The organism is Clostridium celatum, from assembly GCF_021412605.1.
GTDB lineage: Bacteria > Bacillota > Clostridia > Clostridiales > Clostridiaceae > Clostridium > Clostridium celatum.
The window spans coordinates 126394-146600 of record NZ_JAJKGM010000004.1 but is presented as its reverse complement, the minus strand read 5'-3'; the positions used below and the strand labels follow the sequence as shown (position 1 = coordinate 146600).

At 28.0% G+C, this 20207-nt stretch carries 14 protein-coding genes; 3 read left to right on the top strand and 11 right to left on the bottom strand.

Features of this window, described 5'->3' with window-relative positions; genetic code table 11:
* Positions 1-76 precede the first annotated feature (76 nt).
* Entirely contained in the window at positions 77-1873 is a 1797-nt protein-coding gene (gene hflX / locus LPC13_RS03390; RefSeq protein WP_005213972.1) for a GTPase HflX, read from the bottom strand.
* A gap of 522 nt (positions 1874-2395) precedes the next feature.
* Here hflX and hpt point away from each other — a divergent pair.
* Complete coding sequence (gene hpt / locus LPC13_RS03385) at positions 2396-2920, top strand: hypoxanthine phosphoribosyltransferase (RefSeq protein ID WP_005213971.1); 525 nt, start codon at positions 2396-2398, stop codon at positions 2918-2920.
* A gap of 191 nt (positions 2921-3111) precedes the next feature.
* Here the strand turns inward: hpt and LPC13_RS03380 are convergent, their stop codons facing one another.
* The 3 genes from LPC13_RS03380 to yunB form a co-directional block, all read right to left on the bottom strand.
* On the bottom strand, positions 3112-3288 hold the full coding sequence (locus LPC13_RS03380; RefSeq protein WP_005213970.1) for a hypothetical protein: 177 nt from the start codon (positions 3286-3288) through the stop codon (positions 3112-3114).
* A 255-nt stretch (positions 3289-3543) separates the two neighbouring features.
* Positions 3544-4320, bottom strand: coding sequence for an Ltp family lipoprotein (locus LPC13_RS03375; RefSeq protein ID WP_051040697.1), 777 nt, complete (start codon positions 4318-4320; stop codon positions 3544-3546).
* Between the two features lie 1404 nt (positions 4321-5724).
* Positions 5725-6399 carry a sporulation protein YunB gene (gene yunB / locus LPC13_RS03370; RefSeq protein ID WP_195245233.1) on the bottom strand — a complete coding sequence of 225 codons (675 nt, stop codon included), beginning with the start codon at positions 6397-6399 and terminating at the stop codon, positions 5725-5727.
* Between the two features lie 96 nt (positions 6400-6495).
* Here yunB and LPC13_RS03365 point away from each other — a divergent pair, with 96 nt between their 5' ends.
* Both LPC13_RS03365 and LPC13_RS03360 read left to right on the top strand, forming a co-directional pair.
* The gene (locus LPC13_RS03365; protein ID WP_005213967.1) at positions 6496-9204 is read left to right on the top strand and encodes a transglycosylase domain-containing protein; all 2709 of its coding nucleotides are present in this window, start codon (positions 6496-6498) and stop codon (positions 9202-9204) included.
* Positions 9205-9582: 378 nt separating this feature from the next.
* Positions 9583-11034: an alanine/glycine:cation symporter family protein gene (locus tag LPC13_RS03360; RefSeq protein WP_005213966.1), complete on the top strand. Its 1452-nt coding sequence runs from the start codon at positions 9583-9585 to the stop codon at positions 11032-11034.
* 110 nt (positions 11035-11144) lie between these two features.
* On the opposite strand, the gene LPC13_RS03355 is transcribed toward LPC13_RS03360, so the two are convergent.
* From LPC13_RS03355 to pyrB, 7 genes are all read right to left on the bottom strand, one after another.
* Positions 11145-14627 carry a 5'-nucleotidase C-terminal domain-containing protein gene (locus tag LPC13_RS03355; protein WP_234088592.1) on the bottom strand — a complete coding sequence of 1161 codons (3483 nt, stop codon included), beginning with the start codon at positions 14625-14627 and terminating at the stop codon, positions 11145-11147.
* A gap of 292 nt (positions 14628-14919) precedes the next feature.
* Positions 14920-15816, bottom strand: a complete 897-nt coding sequence (locus LPC13_RS03350) for a dihydroorotate dehydrogenase (protein ID WP_005213964.1) — start codon at positions 15814-15816, stop codon at positions 14920-14922.
* A gap of 21 nt (positions 15817-15837) precedes the next feature.
* Positions 15838-16575 carry a dihydroorotate dehydrogenase electron transfer subunit gene (locus LPC13_RS03345; protein ID WP_234088591.1) on the bottom strand — a complete coding sequence of 246 codons (738 nt, stop codon included), beginning with the start codon at positions 16573-16575 and terminating at the stop codon, positions 15838-15840.
* Positions 16576-16589: 14 nt separating this feature from the next.
* Positions 16590-17462, bottom strand: coding sequence for an orotidine-5'-phosphate decarboxylase (gene pyrF, locus LPC13_RS03340; RefSeq protein ID WP_005213962.1), 873 nt, complete (start codon positions 17460-17462; stop codon positions 16590-16592).
* Between the two features lie 39 nt (positions 17463-17501).
* Positions 17502-18704 carry a dihydroorotase gene (locus LPC13_RS03335; RefSeq protein WP_005213961.1) on the bottom strand — a complete coding sequence of 401 codons (1203 nt, stop codon included), beginning with the start codon at positions 18702-18704 and terminating at the stop codon, positions 17502-17504.
* A 4-nt stretch (positions 18705-18708) separates the two neighbouring features.
* The gene (locus LPC13_RS03330) at positions 18709-19140 is read right to left on the bottom strand and encodes an aspartate carbamoyltransferase regulatory subunit (RefSeq protein WP_195245420.1); all 432 of its coding nucleotides are present in this window, start codon (positions 19138-19140) and stop codon (positions 18709-18711) included.
* The gene (gene pyrB, locus LPC13_RS03325) at positions 19140-20060 is read right to left on the bottom strand and encodes an aspartate carbamoyltransferase (RefSeq protein ID WP_005213959.1); all 921 of its coding nucleotides are present in this window, start codon (positions 20058-20060) and stop codon (positions 19140-19142) included. Before pyrB ends, LPC13_RS03330 begins: the two co-directional genes overlap by 1 nt.
* Between the last annotated feature and the right edge of the window lie 147 nt (positions 20061-20207).

Sequence of the window (20207 nt, the reverse complement as noted above, 5' to 3'; positions counted from 1 at the left end):
AAAATTACTTTAATTAAATCTTATATATATTAATAAAAATACTCCTTAAAACAATTTATTTTAAGGAGTATTTTTATTATGCTATTATATTTACAATATAATCTTTAGTTTTATTATAACTTTCATCATCTACTTCAACAATCATAAAAGTTCCATTTTCCCTATAATCTTCTTCTAATACTCTTCCATTTCTATGCAAGAATGATGATATATCACTTTTATCATATGGTATTAAGAATTCACATTTTTTCATATTATAAGGTAAGTTTTCTTCAATTAAATTTAGAAGTTCATTTAAATTTATTCCTTCTCTAGCTGAAATTTCAATAGTATTATACTCAGCTGTTGCTTCTTTAACAGTTGCTATTTGTTCTTCTGTAGCTTTATCAATTTTATTTAATACTAAAATAGTATCCTTATCTTTTGCTCCTAATTCAAACAACACTTCCTCTACTGCTTTTATTTGTTCTAATGCAGTATCACTTGAAGTATCAACGACATGACATAAAAGATCAGAGTATATTACTTCCTCTAGTGTTGATTTAAATGCTTCAACTAAATCATGAGGTAATTTTCTAACAAATCCTACTGTATCTGTTAATGTTATTACACCTTTGTTTTTAAGCACTATAGCTCTAGTTGTTATATCTAAGGTAGCAAAAAGCATATCTGCTTCAAATACTTTTTCCTTACCTATAACTTCCTTTTGTGCAGCAACATCACAAAGGGCATTTCTTAAAGTAGATTTTCCCGCATTAGTATATCCAACTAATGATACTTTTGGAATACTTTCTTTATTTCTCTTTTCTCTTTGAGTTTCTCTTATCTTTTTAATTTTTTTAAGTTCATCATTTAAATCATAGATTTCTTCTTTTATATGTCTTCTATCTGTTTCTAACTTCTTTTCACCTGGGCCTCTAGTACCAATACCACCACCAGTTCTAGACATAATAGTTCCAAGCCCTTGAAGTCTACTCATTCTATATTTAAGTTGAGCAAGTTCTACTTGTATTTTAGCTTCTCTACTCTTCGCTCTTCTTGCAAATATTTCAAGTATAAGCGTTGTTCTATCAATTACTTTAGCTCCTATTGCTGCTTCAAGATTTCTAACTTGTGATCCCGAAAGTTCATCATCAAATATAATTACATTTGCTCTTAATTTTTGTCTAAGTTGAGCAATTTCAAGAACCTTTCCTCTTCCTATATAAAATGCTGCATCAATTTTACTTCTGCTTTGATAAACACTTTCAAGTACTGGTATATCACAAGCTTTAGTTAATTCCTTTAATTCTTCTAGGCTTTCTCTTGTATCTGAACCTACCAAAATAGCTTTTTCGCCCTCATCTTCAATTATATCTTTCTCCTTTATTAGAGAATCAATATAATTTATTTTATTTAATATATGAATCTTACTTAAATCTTCTAAAGCTATATTTTGTATTTCTTCATAATCTAACTTATCATCTAATACAGTTAAAAGACCTAATGAACAATCTAAAATTTTTCCTTCATAAATTCCAATTGCTACAATAGCATCTAATTTTAGCTTTAATAATGCACTTATATCAAGGGCAGATAGGTTACTCATTCCATTAGGATGAGTATGAATTATCCTAACACCTGCTAATTTTTTTTCTCTTATATCTAATGTTTCAATTTCAACTGATGTTGAGTCACCTATTGCAATACTTCTTATATTTCCTCTTCTATCTATAGCCACACTTACTTCTCTTTCAATAAATGCTGAAACTCTAGATATTGTTTCTATTATATTTAAAGAGCATACTTCATCTTTAGGACATTTTGCCTTATAAAGAGCTTCTAACTCTTCTAAAGCTGACTTTTTAACTCCATCTATATTTCCATATATCATCTTTTCACCTCATTTTAAGACTTTAAATATATTATTTAAATTTATTATAATTATATACAAATAACTATATATTAAGTAATTTTTCATTTTATTTTATCCTATTCCAAAGTAAATGTAAACATAAGTGAAACTCCAAATTTTAATTTGGTAAGTTGAACTTACTCATTCGACGATTAGGAGAAGGAGTTTCCTATTTGTATTTAATTTTATATTTGGTTACTGGAACTTACTCCTTTGACGTTTAGGAAAAGGAGTTTTCTATCTCTATTTAGTTTTAACTTTTAAATTTCATAGTTCAATATTAAAATTCACATATAATATATTTATTAGCGATAAAAACCTTCTTTAATTTATACTAAATTTTCAAGTTAACAATTTTCGCTAAATAAATGTAATATTTGACTATATCTTAAATTTTAAGTTGCAAATTTTGAAAATTATTGTTAATATTTAAAATAATATTATTAATAATTTTTCTTTCATATATTATAAAAATTGTATTGTATTAACGGAGGTTTTGACATGGAAGATAAGAAGCGTAATATTCTTTTTTCTCAAGAACAAATTCAAGAAAGAGTTAAAGAATTAGGTAAGCAAATAACTAATGATTATGAAGGTAAAGAAATTTATGTATTACCACTTTTAAGAGGAAGCTTTGTTTTTGGTGCTGATATATTTAAAGCTCTAGATTTAAAAGCAAAAGTAGGATTTATGACTACTTCAAGCTATGGTCATAGCGAAGTTAGTTCTGGTACTGTAACTGTTGTTAACGACATTCCTGACAACATAGAAGGCTTAGATGTTTTAATAGTTGACGATATAATCGATACTGGTTACACAATGGAATTTGTTATAGATCACGTTAAAAAACTTGGTGCAAAATCAGTTAAAACTTGTGTTTTATTAGATAAACCTTCTAGAAGAAAAGTTGATTTAAAACCTGATTATTGTTGCTTTGAAATTGACGATTTATTCGTAGTTGGATATGGATTAGACTACGAAGGTTTCTATAGAAATGTTCCTTACGTATTTAATTGGGAATCATAAAAAATAACAATACGTTAAAAGCTAGTTATATCAATAGTTTAACTAGCTTTTATTTTATATGTTTTTATGCCTTTGTGTACATTTTGTATCCAATGGAATTATTTTTATGCTGCTAATCAACCAACTCTCCAACTTCCCTTATGCTCTCATTTAAAACTTGATAATTTTCAATATCAGTTCTAAATATTCTATTATATCAGCAGAAAAATTTCTATATCATCAATACTTATTCCATCTTCATCAGTTGCTTCTAATGTTTCTTGTATCTCAATATCTCTGATTTCACCTTCTGTATTACCTTTGCTGTTACACCCATTAAATAAAACTACTCTTCCTATAAGAGAAGCAATTAAAATCCTCTTCATCATATTTCCCTTTTAATTAATAGATTATATGAACATAATCCCTTATTATTCAATCTTTCCTATATGCTCCCGACTAACAATATCTTTTTAATTAACGACGCCTCCTTTTAATTTATTTTAGTCGTCAAACTTAAAATACTTTTCCAAAGGAGGCCTTTTTTATTCACTCATAGCTAGAAACTTTCTGGAACTACAGGTCGAACCTGTGGTATTATAAACACAAAAGAACCTTTTAAAAAGAGTTCTTTCTATATTTTTTTAATAACCAACACTACTTAAACCATATTGAATTTGTTCATCTGTAAATCCTTCATATTGTAATTGTTGATATAATCCATCTCTACTAAATGCCATATAATCCATGTAGTTTTTAGCTGTTTTAGCGCATTGTTGATTCCAATCTACATCAATATTATCTACTGCGTAAGTCGCTGCTTCTGTAGAATATCCTTCATATTCCAATTGATGGATTAAACCTGACCTGCTAAATGATGTAAAGCTTAAATAGTTTTTAGCTGTTGCTATAGCATTAGTCTTTTCTATTAAATTAGCTTTTTCTTGTTTTTCTTTCTCCTCTTGTTCTTTCTTGGCTTGTTCTTCTTGTGCTTTTCTCTCTTCTTCTGCTTTCTTTTCAGCTGCAGCTTTTTCTTCAGCTTCCTTTTTAGCAATTTCTTCTTCTTCCTTCTTAGCTTTTTCAGCAGCTTCTTTTTCAGCTTTTTCTTTAGCTATACGTTCTTCTGTAGCTTTATTTACTTCAACTATTTTCTCATCTACTAATTTCTTTTCTTCCTGATCTAAATCTAAATAGTCTTTAGCTTTATCTACTTGTGATTGTAAATTCTTAATAGTCTTATCATCTTCTACATCTTGTTTTTTTAATTCCCCATATTCAGTTTCTAATTCCTCATATTCAGTTTCTAATTCACTATATTTAGATTCCAATTCTTGATATTCAACACTTTCAGTAACGGATTCACCGCATCCTACAAAACCAACTACGCTTAACACTAATAAACTAACAAATAATTTTTTCATAAACAATCCCCCATTCATTTATAAAATTTAATTTTTGCTAGCTTTTGTTTATTAGTTTATGTTCTTGTTGTTTAGGTTCTTTAAAATTTAATTTCCTAACATTTCATTATATGCTTCTTCCTAAACATTTGACGATACCTTTTTTAACAAAATAATGTTCATTTTCAATAATTGTAATCCTCAAATTCACATCTAATTAACATACATTATTATCTGCTCAAAAGATAAATCAAATATTCTACATCTGTAGCTTCTGTTAATAATTAAGGATTATTCAAAGTACGCAAATCTTTGCTTAATACCATCTTTAATCTATAGTGCTTTTGTATTTATGCTGACAGCATTTTAAATTATATTTCCATTTTTCAAAGTTATAATCTGTTAATTTACCAATTCCCAAAAATCCTTTTCCACTTTTAACACCTACTCGTGCAATACTGTTTTATTAATATCTTTGTCATACCTATTCCCCTTAAATTATTAAACTTGAATTTTATAATAACTCTTTAGCAGTTAGCCCAAATGCTTTTGCAATAGCTTATATTTTTTTAACTTGGACTGTTTCTATCTTATAAATAAAACTCTCATTGAACTATATTCAGTTTTCGAAGAACATCCATTTGTTAAATTAATTATCTCAACATTTAGAAGCTTTGCATATGAACTAAAGCTGACATGTTTTAATTAAATTGTAAGTTATTATTTTAATTTCACTAATAACTTTGTAACTTGCTTCTTAAGTTAATTATCATACTTTTTTATTGTTTGCTTGGAATAATTTACGAGTAGATAATATTACCAACAGACAGTTCAGATGAAAGCATTGAAAATACTAGCTTTGATCATTATGTTGCCCAGCAGAACATCCATCAGATGACCTACTCCAAATAAATGAAATGCTTATCCTAAATTCATAAAATGGCTCTATTGCTAGCTTTTTAACATATTAATGAAAACATCACATACGATAGAAAAAAAGTCCAAACTCTTAATTTGAATCTTATTTAAGTTCCAGCCTCTCCTTCAAAACTACTTATATCAATGTTTTTCAGACTTTTAATCTTTAGTACTTATATAAGTACTAAAGATTAAAAGAACTAATATAAGTACTTCAACTATGGTTGAAGGATATTGTTGTTTTTTATCTTTTATAAGAATTAAAAGAAGAATCTTCTCAAGTCTTAAATGATATTTTAGAGTGGTTTCTACTGCTCTATTTTTGTGTGCATTTTGTATCGAAACAAATAATTTGATACAAATTTATTCAATGATAAATAACATTAAATAATATGTTAAGTAACTTTACATAAAAGCTAATAACATTAGTTAATTTTTAACAACATTAAAATTCTCTAAGTATTTAATTGAGAATCATAAAAAAGTGGCAAAAGCCACTTTTTTATTTTAATTATTACTATTCATATTTATAGCTGTATCCGGAATCTTACCAACAATTATAGTATCTGAAACTGGAATTTGACATGTAACATCAATATCCTTACTTTTAAATGGTACTACAATTCTCATAGTAGTTTTTACATCTAAATATATCTTATGTCTAGTTTGATTTATTCCTGCACTTTCAAATACAGATTCATATGATGTATTTATGGCTCCAACCTGCTGAATCTTAACTGTTATTTTAGGTCCTAAGTTGTAAAAAAGAACGTTATTAGTTATATACCCCAATGGAATTTTCACACTTAAATCATCTGAACTTTTTAATCTTTCATTACATTTTAAAACAACTTGAGATGCTAAAGAATTTTGCTTTACTGTATCTGATCTAACCATTGTAATATTTCCTTCTAAGTCTTTATCAATATGTATAATATCATCATAATTAAAGTTTTCAGAATAGACCTTTACACTTTCTTCATTAATTATTTTTGAAACTTCTGCCTTCATTTCAATTTCTCCAACACTTAATACCATAGGTAATATTCTTTTATTGATTAAATATAGAATAAAATTCATTAATATTATTAACATTATTAGTAGAATTAACTTAAATGGAAATGGTCTCTTTTTAGGTTTAAACTTTGGAATACTTTTTTGTCTTTGAGTATAATATTTCATCTAACCACCTAGCATAGTTATTATTTTACTATTACAATTAATATGCTATAATATAAAAGAATATTATATTTTTTTATTTATTAAAAGGAGGAAGAGATGGCTAATAATTCAAATGAACAGCAAAAAAAATCAAGCACTTCTAAAAAGTTAAAGAAAAAACCATCTAGAGTTAAACGTTTTTTAAAATACTTTTTTTTAACGATTTTAATAATAGTATTATTAACAGGAGTAGTAGGTGTTGGATATATTTATGCAGTAATTAAAACTGCACCACCATTAGATATAAATGCTATTTATAATTTAGATGAAACTTCTATGCTATACGATGATAAAGGTGAATTTATAGACAATTTACCATCTATTCAAGAAAGATACGTAGTCGAAGATTATGACACACTTCCAAAAAATTTAGTTAATGCATATATCGCAATTGAGGATGAACGTTTTATGACTCATGGCGGTATAGATGTAAAAAGAATATTAGGTGCAGCTACAAGAGATGCTTTAATTATCTTAGGTTTAAAAGATGGTGGTATTCATGGTGCTTCAACTATAACTCAACAATTAGTTAAAAATTCTATATTATTAGAAGAATCATCTGCAGAATCAACACCACTTGATTCTATTAATAGAAAAATTAAAGAAATTGCTCTTTCAGTACAACTTGATAAAGAATTAAGTAAAGAAGAAATTATGAGAGCTTATTTAAATACTATTCCATTAGGTGGATATCTTTATGGAGTTGAAGCTGCTTCTAAATACTATTTCGGCAAATCAGTAGATGAGCTTAACTTACTTCAATGTGCTTATTTAGCAGGTATTACTCAAGCACCTTCATATTATAGTGCTTATAATACTGAAGAAGAAGATTATCCCAATACTTATATAAATAGAACTAAAACAGTTCTTGATAAAATGTTAGAACTTGGTTATATATCTCAAGAAGAACATGATAGCACTGTTGCTGAAGCAGATGCAAATAATTTTGCTTTTTCAACTACTGATACAGATTATAAATTAAATCAAGAATGGTTTGTATACCCTGCTCTTGATCAAGTTAGAACAGATTTAAAAGAAAAATATAAATATACAGATGATGAAGTTGATAAACTTTTTGTAACTGGTGGACTTAAAATATATACTACTATGAACACCGAGCTTCAAAATAAAGTTCAAGCTGTATTAGATGAAAGAAGTAATTTACATGTAGAACAATATAATGGTGAATATATTGAAGAATACTCTGAAGAAGGTGTTCCATTATTACAAGCTGCTGCAACTGTAATTGATTATAGAACTGGTCAAGTTAAGGTTTTAATTGGAGGTCGTGGAGATACTCCACCGGGTTCAATTAACAATGCTTACTTTGATCATAAATCAATAGCTTCTACTACTAAACCGCTTACTGTTTATGGTCCTGCTATAGATACTAAAGTTATGACAGCTGCAACTCCTATAGATGATACACCTATATCAACAGAATTAATTAACAAGTATGGATTTAATACCAATAATCCTCCACAAAATTATAATGGTGTTATGGATGGTTATATAACTCCTAGAGATGCTATAACTTATTCTAAAAACTTAACTTCTATAAAAACTGTTGATAAAATTGGTTTAAATACAGCTATAGAATATGGTGAAAGAGCTGGTCTTAAATATAGTGATGATTCTCATACTATGTCTGCTGCATCAATGGGGCAATTTGAGCAACCTATAGGTGATAGAGATGGTGGTAATACAACTATATTAGCATCTGCATTTGGTGCATTTGGAAATAATGGTGTTAGAATAGAGCCTATACTTTATACTAAAGTTGTAGATGCTAGTGGAAAAGTTATTTTAGAAAAAGAAGCTACACCAGTTGTATTATTCTCACCACAAACAGCTTATATAATGTATAACATATTAAAAGATCCGTTAGTTTATTTTGATGCCAATGGTGCTAAGTTTAGTGATATGCCTGTATCTGGTAAAACAGGAACAACTAATAATGTTGACTCTTTCTGGTTTGCAGGTTTAACTCCTTATTACTCTGGATCAGTTTGGATTGGATATCAAGATCAAACACCTATGGGTAATGGATATAGTTCATCTGCAGCTGATTTATTTGGTAGCGTTATGAGCGTTGTTCACGAAGGACTTGAGTACAAAGAAATTGATGAACCATCAGGAATAGTTAAAGCTGTAGTTTGTAAAGACTCTGGAAAACTTGCTACTAATCTTTGTAGTCAAGATCAAAGAGGTAATAGAGTTAAAACCGAATTATTTATCGAAGGAACTGAACCAAAATCTTATTGTGATGTGCATGTAGCAGTACAAGTTAATAAAGAAAATAATAAACTAGTATCTGATAATACTCCTAAGAGTTTAATAGAAACTAGAGTATTTATAAAGAAACCAAATGCATATTATGGTGCAAAGGATTATGCTTATGTTGTCCCTACAGAACTGGATGATACAAAAGCTCAAACAACTATAAATCTATCTCAAATTGGCTTAAAAGCTAATATGGATTTATATGATGCTATAGTTTTATTAAATGATAGAAAAATTAAATATACATTTAATGGCCAATCAGTATCTGGTAGCTTATCACCTGGACAATATATTTTAACAGGATTTACAAGCGAAATTCTTGAAGACGGCACTGTAACCCTTACTATTTCAAAATCTTCTTCAAATGATACTTCAATAGGAAATAATCCTTCTGAAGATAACAATAATTCTTATGAAAATAATAATGGTAATGATGATAGTAATGATAACAATGATTCAAACTCTTCAGATAATATTGATTAATATTTAAATATTATAAAAATCATATATTCTATTCAAAATAAAAAGCATCAAGTAAGAAATTAAATCTTACTTGATGCTTTTATTATATTTAATTGTATTATTTTAAATTTCCGAAATATAAAGTATATATTCTTTATAACTAGCTTTGTAAATATTTACCACAAAAAAACTATAACTTTTTTAATAAATTATCCTGTTAAATTTGATATTTGAATTGTTTTCTTTCACATTATTCATTTTTTTATCGTTTTCTTGCATATTTGATACTAAAAATATTTTTTATGAATTTTTTAATTATATTTCTTGCATTTTTTATTTTTTTCCTATATACTATAAAATATAGAATATTACTTAAGATAAAAAAGGGGGAACATTCCAATGGAAAAATTTAATACTTTTATTCTTTCAATCAATGATTTTCTATGGACATATATCCTAATAGCAATGTTAATTTCTATAGGCGTATACTTCACATGGAAAACAAAATTTGTGCAATTTACAAACATTAAATCTATGTTCAAATTACTGGGGGAAGGCACATCTTCAAAAGAAAAAGGTGAAATTTCATCATTCCAAGCATTTTGTATTGGTACAGCTTCTAGAGTTGGTACAGGAAACTTAGCTGGTGTAGCATCTGCAATTGCAATTGGTGGGCCTGGTGCTGTATTTTGGATGTGGCTTATTGCATTAATAGGTTCTGCTTCTGCTTTTATAGAATCAACTTTAGCTCAAATATATAAGGTTAAAGATGGAGATAGCTTTAGAGGTGGTCCTGCTTACTATATGGAAAAAGGCCTAAAGAAAAAATGGATGGGTGTTACTTTTTCAATATTAATAATAATTTGTTTTGGTTTTGCTTTTAACTCAGTTCAATCAAACACAATTACAGCTGCTTTCGATTCAGCTTTTGGTATAAATAGAGTTTTCCTTGGTGTTATAATCACTATTGCTTCAGCAATTATAATTTTTGGTGGCGTTAAAAGTATAGCTAAAATTTCAAGTATAATAGTTCCTATTATGGCTGTAGCATATATCTTAGTAGCTTTATTTATTATAATAACTAACATAACTCAAATTCCAGCAGTATTGAAAATGATTTTTGCTAATGCTTTTGGTGTAAAACAAATTATTGGTGGTGGAATTGGTGCTGCTTTATTAAATGGTATTAAAAGAGGATTATTCTCTAACGAAGCTGGTATGGGATCAGCTCCTAATGCTGCTGCTACTGCTACTGTTTCACACCCAGCAAAGCAAGGATTAATTCAAACTCTTGGAGTATTTACTGATACACTAATAATATGTACTTCTACAGCATTTATAATACTTTTATCATCTGATACATTAGTACAACATGCTTCTTCAAATAATATTCCATTAGGTGATATAGCTGGTATAGAGCTTACTCAAATAGCTGTAGGTTCTCAAGTTGGAGCATGGGGGCAATACTTTATTGCATTTTGTATTTTCTTCTTTGCTTTTAGTTCAATCATTGGAAACTATTATTACGGAGAAACAAATATTCAATTCATATCAAACAAAAAAATATATCTTTACATATACAGAATATTAGTTGTTGGTATGGTTTTATTTGGTTCTGTAGCTTCAATGAAATTAGTATGGAATATAGCTGATGTATTTATGGGTCTTATGGCAATCCTTAACTTAATAGCTATAGTATTACTTAGCAAAATTGCTATAAAAGCATTAAAAGATTATAACGAACAAAAGAAAGCTGGTAAAGATCCAGTATTCTACGCTTCTTCAATAGAAGAACTTGGACCTGAAGTTGAAGAATGGAGAGAAAATGAAAAAAGCTCTAATATAGCTTAAAGAAATACCACTATGCTTTTTAGCATAGTGGTATTTTAAATTTTTATATAATACTAATTATACATACTTATCTACAGTACTTAATGTTTTTAATACTATCTATTTTTTTATTATTTTAACCTTTTCTTTTTAATACACATTCCACTAATCATAATAATATTAGCTGATATAATGATATAAATCGAATTTACACCACCTGTAATAGGCAATTTTTCATTTATACCTTTTGACTCTTCTATACTTCCTTTTGAATAATACTTTTTTTCATCTTTATTTATATAATTATAGCACTGACTTTCCTCTACTACTAGCAAATTTTCAACCTCAAAATTAATACCTTCATTTTTCCATAATTCCATTATTGAATTCCTAATATTTATATTATTTTCCATAACCTCTTCATTATTTGCAACGCTATTCTCTGTTTTGCTAGATAGCATAAAATCGCTTATCAAAACTTTATAGCTTCTATTCATATCTAAGCTTGTTCCATTAGTTAGTTTTATAGACGTTACTCCTTTTCCTATTTCTCTACTTTCATCATAATATACATTTATTCCTGCAAATTGAACACACTCATTATCATTTAGTTTTATTTTATCTTCTATTATATTTTTAATTTCTTCACCCGTAAGATTTATAGTAACTAATTCATTATCATAAGGTACTATTGTATATAAATCCTCTACTGTAACCTCACCTTGCTCTAACCCACCTGTTATTTCTCTACCATCAATAAGAACTATATCTGTATTTGCTATTCTCCTTAGTGACTCTGCAATAACCATTCCAATGTAAGTTAATCCATTATCTTTGTCATAGTCTAAATCTCTATCTAAATAAGCTATTTTTTCTAATAATATATCACTTAATTCTTCTTCATAAGACTTTATTATCCTTTCCATATTGTCATTAGATATAATTTTTTCATCTGTTTTACATATTTTTTCACTAATACCTTCTACATTAAGCAATTTTCCTTCTACATTAAAAGTAAATTTGAGATTAGATAATCCTTCTCCATTACCTCCTGCTTCAACTATAGGTATATTATTAACACTCCCCGATATATACTTACCATTACTTCCTGTAATTATAGCATCAACATTATAAATACTCTTTGCCAGTTCAGTGACTTCTCCTTCTACCTTATCTGTTATTTTATTTTGTATTGCTTCTAAATATCCTAAAACAACAACAGCATTTACCTTTTCTTCTTCTTTTAACTTTTTAGCATATTTATTTATAACACTTTCCGGAGATATAAACTCTAAATTTTCAATATTTTCATCTTTTATTCTAGAAACTATTTCTGGAGTAGTTACTCCTATAACTCCTATTTTTAAACCATTGCTTTCAATAACTGAATATGGCTCTATCCAACTTATTGGATTTCTACTTTCTTTATCTACTATATTAGCTGCTAAAAAAGAAAATTCCCCTTCTCTCTGCCACGCCTTTATTTTATCAATTCCTAAATCAAACTCATGTATCCCAATTGAGGATACTGTCAAATCCATTTCTTTTAAAAATTCTGAAACTGCTTTGCCATATGTAAGTGTAGATATAGGTGCTCCTCCATAAACATCTCCAGTTGAAACAATAAATGAATCATAATCATCACTTTTTAAACTTTGCTTTTCTTTAATTAAAGTTAGAAGTTTTGCAGCTCCAATACTTTTATCACCTTCTTGTAAACTTCCATGAAAATCATTAAAGGCTATTATATCTATAGTTTTATCTGAAACCTCTATTACATCATCCCAAGTTATACTTTTAATAATTGGATTTTTCTCATCACTTGATTTCATAATCTTTAACTTTTCTTCATTAATTAATCGCATTGCTACTTCTCTTTTTTCGTTATCATATTTTACCCCAGTTAATTTCCAATTTTCATCTACATTTCTCTTTATTTCTCCATTATTTACATTAATAATATAGTCAAAAATCAAATCTCTTATAGCTGAAATTCTATAATTGCTAGTATCACATATTTTTTCATAGCTTTCTCCATGAAAAACACTATTTATTTCAGAATCAATTATAGATTTAGAGCTTAAATTATTTATTGCTAAATAAACTGTATCATCATCTTTAACTTCTTTTTTATCTTTTTCAAAAATTAAATTCTCAATTCTATCATTTATATCATTAGAAATATTTATTTCATAACTTATTCCATCAAACATATAATATTGATATATTTTTCTTTTTTCATTTAAGGATATTGTTAAATCCCCTTCTTGAAATTTATTGTAAATTGCAACTGACCATTCCATCAATTTTTTAAGCTGTTTTCCTGTAATTTTTATTGTAGAAAGATTATTATCATTTCCATATATATTATAAATATCTGCTTTAGTAATATTACCTTCCTCAATATTAGAAGTACTTTCAAATATATTTGCTGCAGATACATGATATATATTATCAACATCAATATCTAATTCTTCTAATTGTTTTCTACTATAATATAATTGTACTTCATTTATAAAATCAGTTAACCCTTGATCACTAACTATAGATTGCGGTATACCTTTTATATTATCCTTTTCTACTAAATCTTTATCTAATACTCCAATCTTTTTTGTAGCATCTATTACTAATCTCTCATGATAACTCTTAACTTCTTCTGTTAATTCTTCATCCTCTATAACACTTGCTGTTGGTATTATTTCACTTTCCTCATTAACTATTTTATATTCATTATCTATTTTTTCTAAGGTTATTTCTATTTTTCCAATACTTTCACCATTACTATTGGGTTTAATTACTATAGCATTATTAATTTTTTCTACTTCTTCTATTTCACACTCATCACCTATTACTATAGCAGATATATTATCATATCTCTCCGCAATTTTTCTTATCAAATTCTCATCTGAATTTTTCTCTTCTCTTACACTTATATTAGCCGATAAAATATATAAATCAGCTCCACCTTTTGACTTTATTTCATCAATTACTATTCCAACCTCATCAATAGGATTTTTTAACGTACATCCATTTAACTTATTATCATATTTCTTTTCAATCTCCGGCAAAACAATACCTATTATTGCAACTTTAATATTATTATCTAATTCCTTTATAGCATATCCATCAAAGACTCTCTCCCCATTTTTATATAAATTAGAACAAATTATATTTACTTTATTTTGTGATTGATTTTTAAAACTATTTACTTTATCTATACCTAAATTTAATTCACCTTCACCTAAATTTAATACATCATATCCAATTTTATTCATAGCTAAAATCATTGGATTTTCTTTATCTTCTGAGAATAAATTACTATAATTTCCTCGAATACTATCACCATTATCAATTATCACAGTATTTTTATTATTGTCCATTTCTTCTTTAATTAAAGTTGAAATCTGTGTAAGCCCACCATCTACATTCATATTTTTAGAATATTCATAAGCTGTAAATTTTCCATTTAAATTACTAGTTGCAATAATTTGAATCTTTAAGTTTTTATCTAATTTAACCAACGCATTTATTTCATTTAACGATAATATATAAATTATCATAGTTAATAACGTAGTTATGAAAATTTTCCTTTTACTCTTCCTCTTTATATTCATTTTATACCCCATCATATATACTAAAAGGTTATAATACATCAAATAAATTATGTAATTTAAAGTTATTACATACTTATTATACCATAAATATTATCTGTAATCATTTACAGCTATGTATAAAAGCAAGATTTTATATTAAATATAAACAAAAAAAAAAAAATTACGAAACAATTTTTGAAATCTAGAAATTAAATATTTATGCTTTCATAAAAGCAAATCTTAATTTCTAAACTAATTTTGTTTCGTAATTTAATTAAATTATTTTTATAATTATTTAATGTAATTTCTTAATTTATATTATTCCAACTATCTCATTAATATCTTTAATACCTTGTTCAATGCAAAATGCTTCCATTTGTTCAATAATTTCTTTTCCAGCCATTGGATTAAAGAAATTAACTGTTCCTATTTGAACTGCCGAAGCTCCAGCCATCATAAACTCTATCGCATCTATTCCTGTTGTAATTCCACCAAGCCCTATAACTGGTATTTCTACAGATTTAGCTACTTCATGAACCATTCTTAAAGCTACCGGTTTAACAGCAGGACCTGATAATCCTGCATATACATTATTAAATATTGGCTTTCTCTTATATGGATCTATTGCTAATCCTTTTAATGTATTTATAAGTGATATAGAGTCAGCTCCTGCTTCTTGACACTTTATAGCCATATCTACTATATCTTCAGCATTAGGTGATAATTTTACCATAAGAGGTTTATCTACTATTGATTTAGCTTTTTTAACAACCTCATAAGCTACTTCAGATTTAATTCCAAAAGCCATTCCCCCTGACTTTACGTTAGGACATGAAATGTTAAGCTCTATCATGTCTATCTCTGTTCCTCTAAGCTTTTCTAATGCAATTTCATAATCTTCCATGCATCCACCACCAACATTAGCAATTATGTTAGTACCAAGCTCTTTCATCTTTGGAAGTTCTTCTCTTATAAATCTATCTATTCCTGGATTTTGAAGACCAACTGAATTCATCATTCCAGATGGAGTTTCAAAGACTCTAATGCCATCATTTCCAGCCTTTTCATTTAAAGTTAATCCCTTTGATGATATACCCCCTAAAATTCCTACATTATAGAAATTATTATACTCCACTCCAAAACCAAAGGTTCCTGATGCTGCTATTACTGGATTTTTAAAGTCTACTCCATTTATATTAACTTTTAACATTTTATCTTCTCCTTTGGCTTATTATAATTCTACATAGTATCCATCAAATACTGGACCATCTTTACATGTTCTTTTATTTCCATCTTTAGTCTTACAAGTACACACAAGGCATGCTCCTACTCCGCAAGCCATATGCTTTTCCATTGAAACATATACTTTAACTTGCTTTTCTTTGCATATTTCAATTACTCTTTTCATCATAACTTCTGGACCACAACAAAGTACTGTATCATAATTTGTTACATCTAAAATTTCTGTTACAAAACCTTTATGACCATGCTTACCAGTATTTGTTGAAACAAATGCATCATCAACATATTCTTTTATTTCATCTATTAAATATATATCATCTCTAAATCCAGCATAAAGTTCCATCTTAATATCACTTTTCTTTTCTCTTAACTTTTTAGCAACTTCAAGCATTGGTGCTGTACCAATACCACCACTTACTAATGCTACTTTACCTAATTCTTCTTCTAAGTTAAATCCATTTCCAAGTGGGCCATTTAAACTTATTGAATCACCTTCTTTTAATTTAGCATATTCTTTTGTCCCATCTCCTACTACTGCATATACAAAAGTTAATGTATCTCCATTAGTTTCACAAACACTAATTGGTCTTGGAAGTAAAGTTGCTCCATTATGCTTTAACATATAGAATTGTCCAGCTTTAGCTTCATTTTTATCTTCTACTACCATTTTATATATTCCATTTTGAATTTCTTCATTTACTAATATTTTGCCTTGTGTATACTTCATAAATTCTTTTCCTCCTAAAGGTTATTAACTGCAGTTCTTATTTCATCTCTCATTCTAATTGCTTCTCTTCTTGCACATGCAGCAAACTCTTCTGGTTTATTTTCTTTCTTATATGCTAAAAGAATTGCTCTTGATGAATTTACAACTCCACCATTTCCATCTCTTAAATATAAAGCTACATCTTCAGCCTTCCCTCCTTGTGCTCCGTATCCTGGAATTAAGAAGAACATATCCTTATATCTTTCTCTTATTTCTTTTCCTTCTTCAACATGAGTACATCCAATTACTCCACCTATTGCTGAATATCCGCATTCACCCTTAACATTTTCTCCCATCTTAGTAAGCTTATCACCTACAACTTTATAGACCTTACTACCATCTTTAGTATCAATATTTTCTATATCTTCTGCTCCTGGATTTGAAGTTCTAACTAATACAAATACACCTTTATTTCCACTTTCCATATATGGCATATATGGTTCTATACTATCCATCCCCATATATGGACTTAATGTTATGAAATCTGCTTCAAAATCACCACTAAAATGACCCTTAGCATATTGAGTTGCAGTTGCCATTATATCCCCTCTTTTTATATCTGAAATTATAATAGCATCTTTTTCTCTTAAATATTCTAAAGTTCTCTTATATGCTAAAAGCCCTGCAAGTCCTAATGCTTCATAATATGCAATTTGAACCTTATAACATGATACAACATCTAAAGTTGCATCTATAATTTCTTTATTATATTGAAATATTGCTTCTTCAATTGATTTTCCCTCTAAAACATGTTCTGGTATATATTCAACAGCAGTATCAAGACCTAAACAAACTACTCCTCTTTCTTCAACTCTTTTATATAATTTATCTATTATTAAACTTTTCATAAAACTTACTCACCTTTCGCTTTTTATACTATACTAAACTTAAACATTTGTACTATATATTACTTTTCCTGCTTTTATAGTTGCTATAACTTCTCCATAATACTTTCTTCCGTGGAATGGAGTATTTTTCCCTTTTGATACAAAAGTCTCTCTATCTATAACTACTTCTTTATTTAAATCAACTAATACTAAATCTCCATCTTTTCCAACTGTTATTGTTCCTTTATTCATTCCAAGAATATTAGCTGGATTTTTTGACATTAATTCACTTAATTTATTTATGGAAATACCATATTTTTTTACAAGCTCTGTATAACAAATACTAAATGATGTCTCAAGCCCTACCATTCCTGGTGCACCATTTTGTTTATCTTCTTCAGTATGTGGTGCATGATCTGTTCCTATACAATCAACAGTTCCATCCTTAATACCAGCTATTATAGCATCAATATCCTCTTGTTTTCTTATAGGAGGATTTACTCTATAATTACTAATTTCTGTTGTTAGTCCAATATGATGTGGTGTTACTTCACAAGTAACATTCGCACCCTCACTTTTACTTCTTCTTATAGCATTAATAGATTCTACGGTACTAACATGAGCCATATGAAGTCTAGCACCAGTAACTTTTGCTAAGTATAAATCTCTTATTGTCATTAAATCTTCTGCTATTCTCATGTCTATTTTAGAAAATGTTTTATCTTCTGCATGAGACATAACTATCCAATTATTTTCTTTAGCCTTCTCCATAGCTTTCATCATTATGCTAGAATCCATTACTCCAACACCATCATCAGTTATTGCAACTAATTCCTTATCATTATCAAAAGCATTTAAGTGTTCTATAGACTTTCCGGCAAAATTTTCTGTTATTGAAACACATTGATGAACATCTATTAATCCAACCTCTTTGGATCTATTTCTTACATACTCAACAACTTCTTTGCTTGAGCATATTGGATTAGTATTGCCCATTAAGCAAACCCCCGTATATCCACCTTTAGCTGCAGCCTTAGAACCACTTTCTATATCTTCCTTATTTGTTAATCCCGGTTCTCTAAAATGTGCATGAGTATCTATAAAAGACGGCATTAATGTTAATCCATTTGCATCTATAATCTCTACATCCTTTTTATTTAACTCAATACCTATTTCAGCTATTTTCCCATCTATTATTAATACATCAGCACAAAATTCTTCATGTGCATCTACGATATTAGCATTTTTAATTAGTAAGTTCATAAATCTACACCTCACTTGGATTTATTATTTGTTCACAATATTCACATTTATAGCTTCCCTGTGTTCTATCCACTAATGTAAAACTATGAGGTATATATTTTTCATCTGAAGTTATGCAATTTGGATTTTTACACTCAATAATATTCTCTACTCTTTCTGGAAGCTCTGGTTTAATTTTATTAACTATAACTTCATTTCTAACTTCATTAATTGTTATTCCTGGTGAAAGCAAGCCCAATACTGTATAATTAATTTTTTCTATATTCTCTATCTTTATTATATCTTTTTTACCCATTTTTTTGCTATCTGCATTTATTATTAGCGCAACTTGATGACCTAATTTATCTAAATTAAGATACCTAAATATTTTAACTCCCATTCCAGCTTTTATATGATCAAGCATAAATCCATTTTTTATACTAGTTATTTGTAACATTACATTACCCCCAATAATTTAGCTATTAAAGCCATTCTTACATACATTCCATATTCAGCTTGTTTAAAATAGACAGCTCTTTTATCACTATCTACTTCCGTAGCTATTTCATTTACTCTTGGAAGTGGATGCATTACAATCATATCTTTTTTTGCTTTATTCATTTTTTCCATATCTAATATGTAACTATCCTTTAATCTTAAATATTCTTCTTCATTAAAGAAACGTTCTTTTTGAATTCTTGTCATATATAAAATATCTAATTCACTTATTACATCTTCTATTCTTTCAACTTCTTTAAATGTTATTTTATTTCTCTTTAAAATTTCTTCTCTTATATACTCTGGAATGACTAATTCCTTAGGTGATATTAAAATAAATTCTATTTCTTCATATCTTGACATTGCTGATATTAATGACTGAACAGTTCTTCCATTTTTCAAGTCACCACATATCCCTATCTTATGTCCATTTAATTTTCCTTTTTGAGATTTTATTGTTAATAGATCTGTTAGTGTTTGAGTTGGATGTTGATGTCCTCCATCACCAGCATTTATTACTGGTACATTTGAATACATACTTGCAACCTTTGCTGATCCTTCCTTTGGATGCCTCATTGCAATAATATCCGAATATATGGATACCATTTTTATAGTATCTGCTAGTGTTTCTCCCTTTGCACTTGAAGTAGAATTTGGTTCAGAAAAGCCTAGTACATTACCACCTAATTTCATCATTGCTGATTCAAAACTAAATCTTGTTCTTGTACTTGGTTCATAAAAAAGTGTAGCTAATATTTTGCCATCACAGATATGTGAAAATTCCTTTGGATTTGAAATAATTTTTTCTGCTAGTTCAAAGATTTCGTTTAATTCTTCTTTTGAAAAGTCCATAGGACTTATTAAGTTTCTATTATTCATTTTACGTCACTCCTTTTTAACATCACAGTGTTAAATTTAAAGAACAAAAAACCTTCCTTTAATTTAAAGGAAGGTATAGTAATCCTATAATATTGGTATCATTACAACTTCCTTATGAATCTCTCAGGATTCCTTTAAAGGTTCTTT

Bases quoted from the DNA above. Each gene is read 5' to 3' on its own strand.
- hflX (WP_005213972.1), bottom strand. From the start codon at position 1,873: ATGATATATGGAAATATAGATGGAGTTAAAAAGTCAGCTTTAGAAGAG.
- hpt (WP_005213971.1), top strand. From the start codon at position 2,396: ATGGAAGATAAGAAGCGTAATATTCTTTTTTCTCAAGAACAAATTCAA.
- LPC13_RS03380 (WP_005213970.1), bottom strand. From the start codon at position 3,288: ATGATGAAGAGGATTTTAATTGCTTCTCTTATAGGAAGAGTAGTTTTA.
- LPC13_RS03375 (WP_051040697.1), bottom strand. From the start codon at position 4,320: ATGAAAAAATTATTTGTTAGTTTATTAGTGTTAAGCGTAGTTGGTTTT.
- yunB (WP_195245233.1), bottom strand. From the start codon at position 6,399: ATGAAATATTATACTCAAAGACAAAAAAGTATTCCAAAGTTTAAACCT.
- LPC13_RS03365 (WP_005213967.1), top strand. From the start codon at position 6,496: ATGGCTAATAATTCAAATGAACAGCAAAAAAAATCAAGCACTTCTAAA.
- LPC13_RS03360 (WP_005213966.1), top strand. From the start codon at position 9,583: ATGGAAAAATTTAATACTTTTATTCTTTCAATCAATGATTTTCTATGG.
- LPC13_RS03355 (WP_234088592.1), bottom strand. From the start codon at position 14,627: ATGAATATAAAGAGGAAGAGTAAAAGGAAAATTTTCATAACTACGTTA.
- LPC13_RS03350 (WP_005213964.1), bottom strand. From the start codon at position 15,816: ATGTTAAAAGTTAATATAAATGGAGTAGACTTTAAAAATCCAGTAATA.
- LPC13_RS03345 (WP_234088591.1), bottom strand. From the start codon at position 16,575: ATGAAGTATACACAAGGCAAAATATTAGTAAATGAAGAAATTCAAAAT.
- pyrF (WP_005213962.1), bottom strand. From the start codon at position 17,462: ATGAAAAGTTTAATAATAGATAAATTATATAAAAGAGTTGAAGAAAGA.
- LPC13_RS03335 (WP_005213961.1), bottom strand. From the start codon at position 18,704: ATGAACTTACTAATTAAAAATGCTAATATCGTAGATGCACATGAAGAA.
- LPC13_RS03330 (WP_195245420.1), bottom strand. From the start codon at position 19,140: ATGTTACAAATAACTAGTATAAAAAATGGATTTATGCTTGATCATATA.
- pyrB (WP_005213959.1), bottom strand. From the start codon at position 20,060: ATGAATAATAGAAACTTAATAAGTCCTATGGACTTTTCAAAAGAAGAA.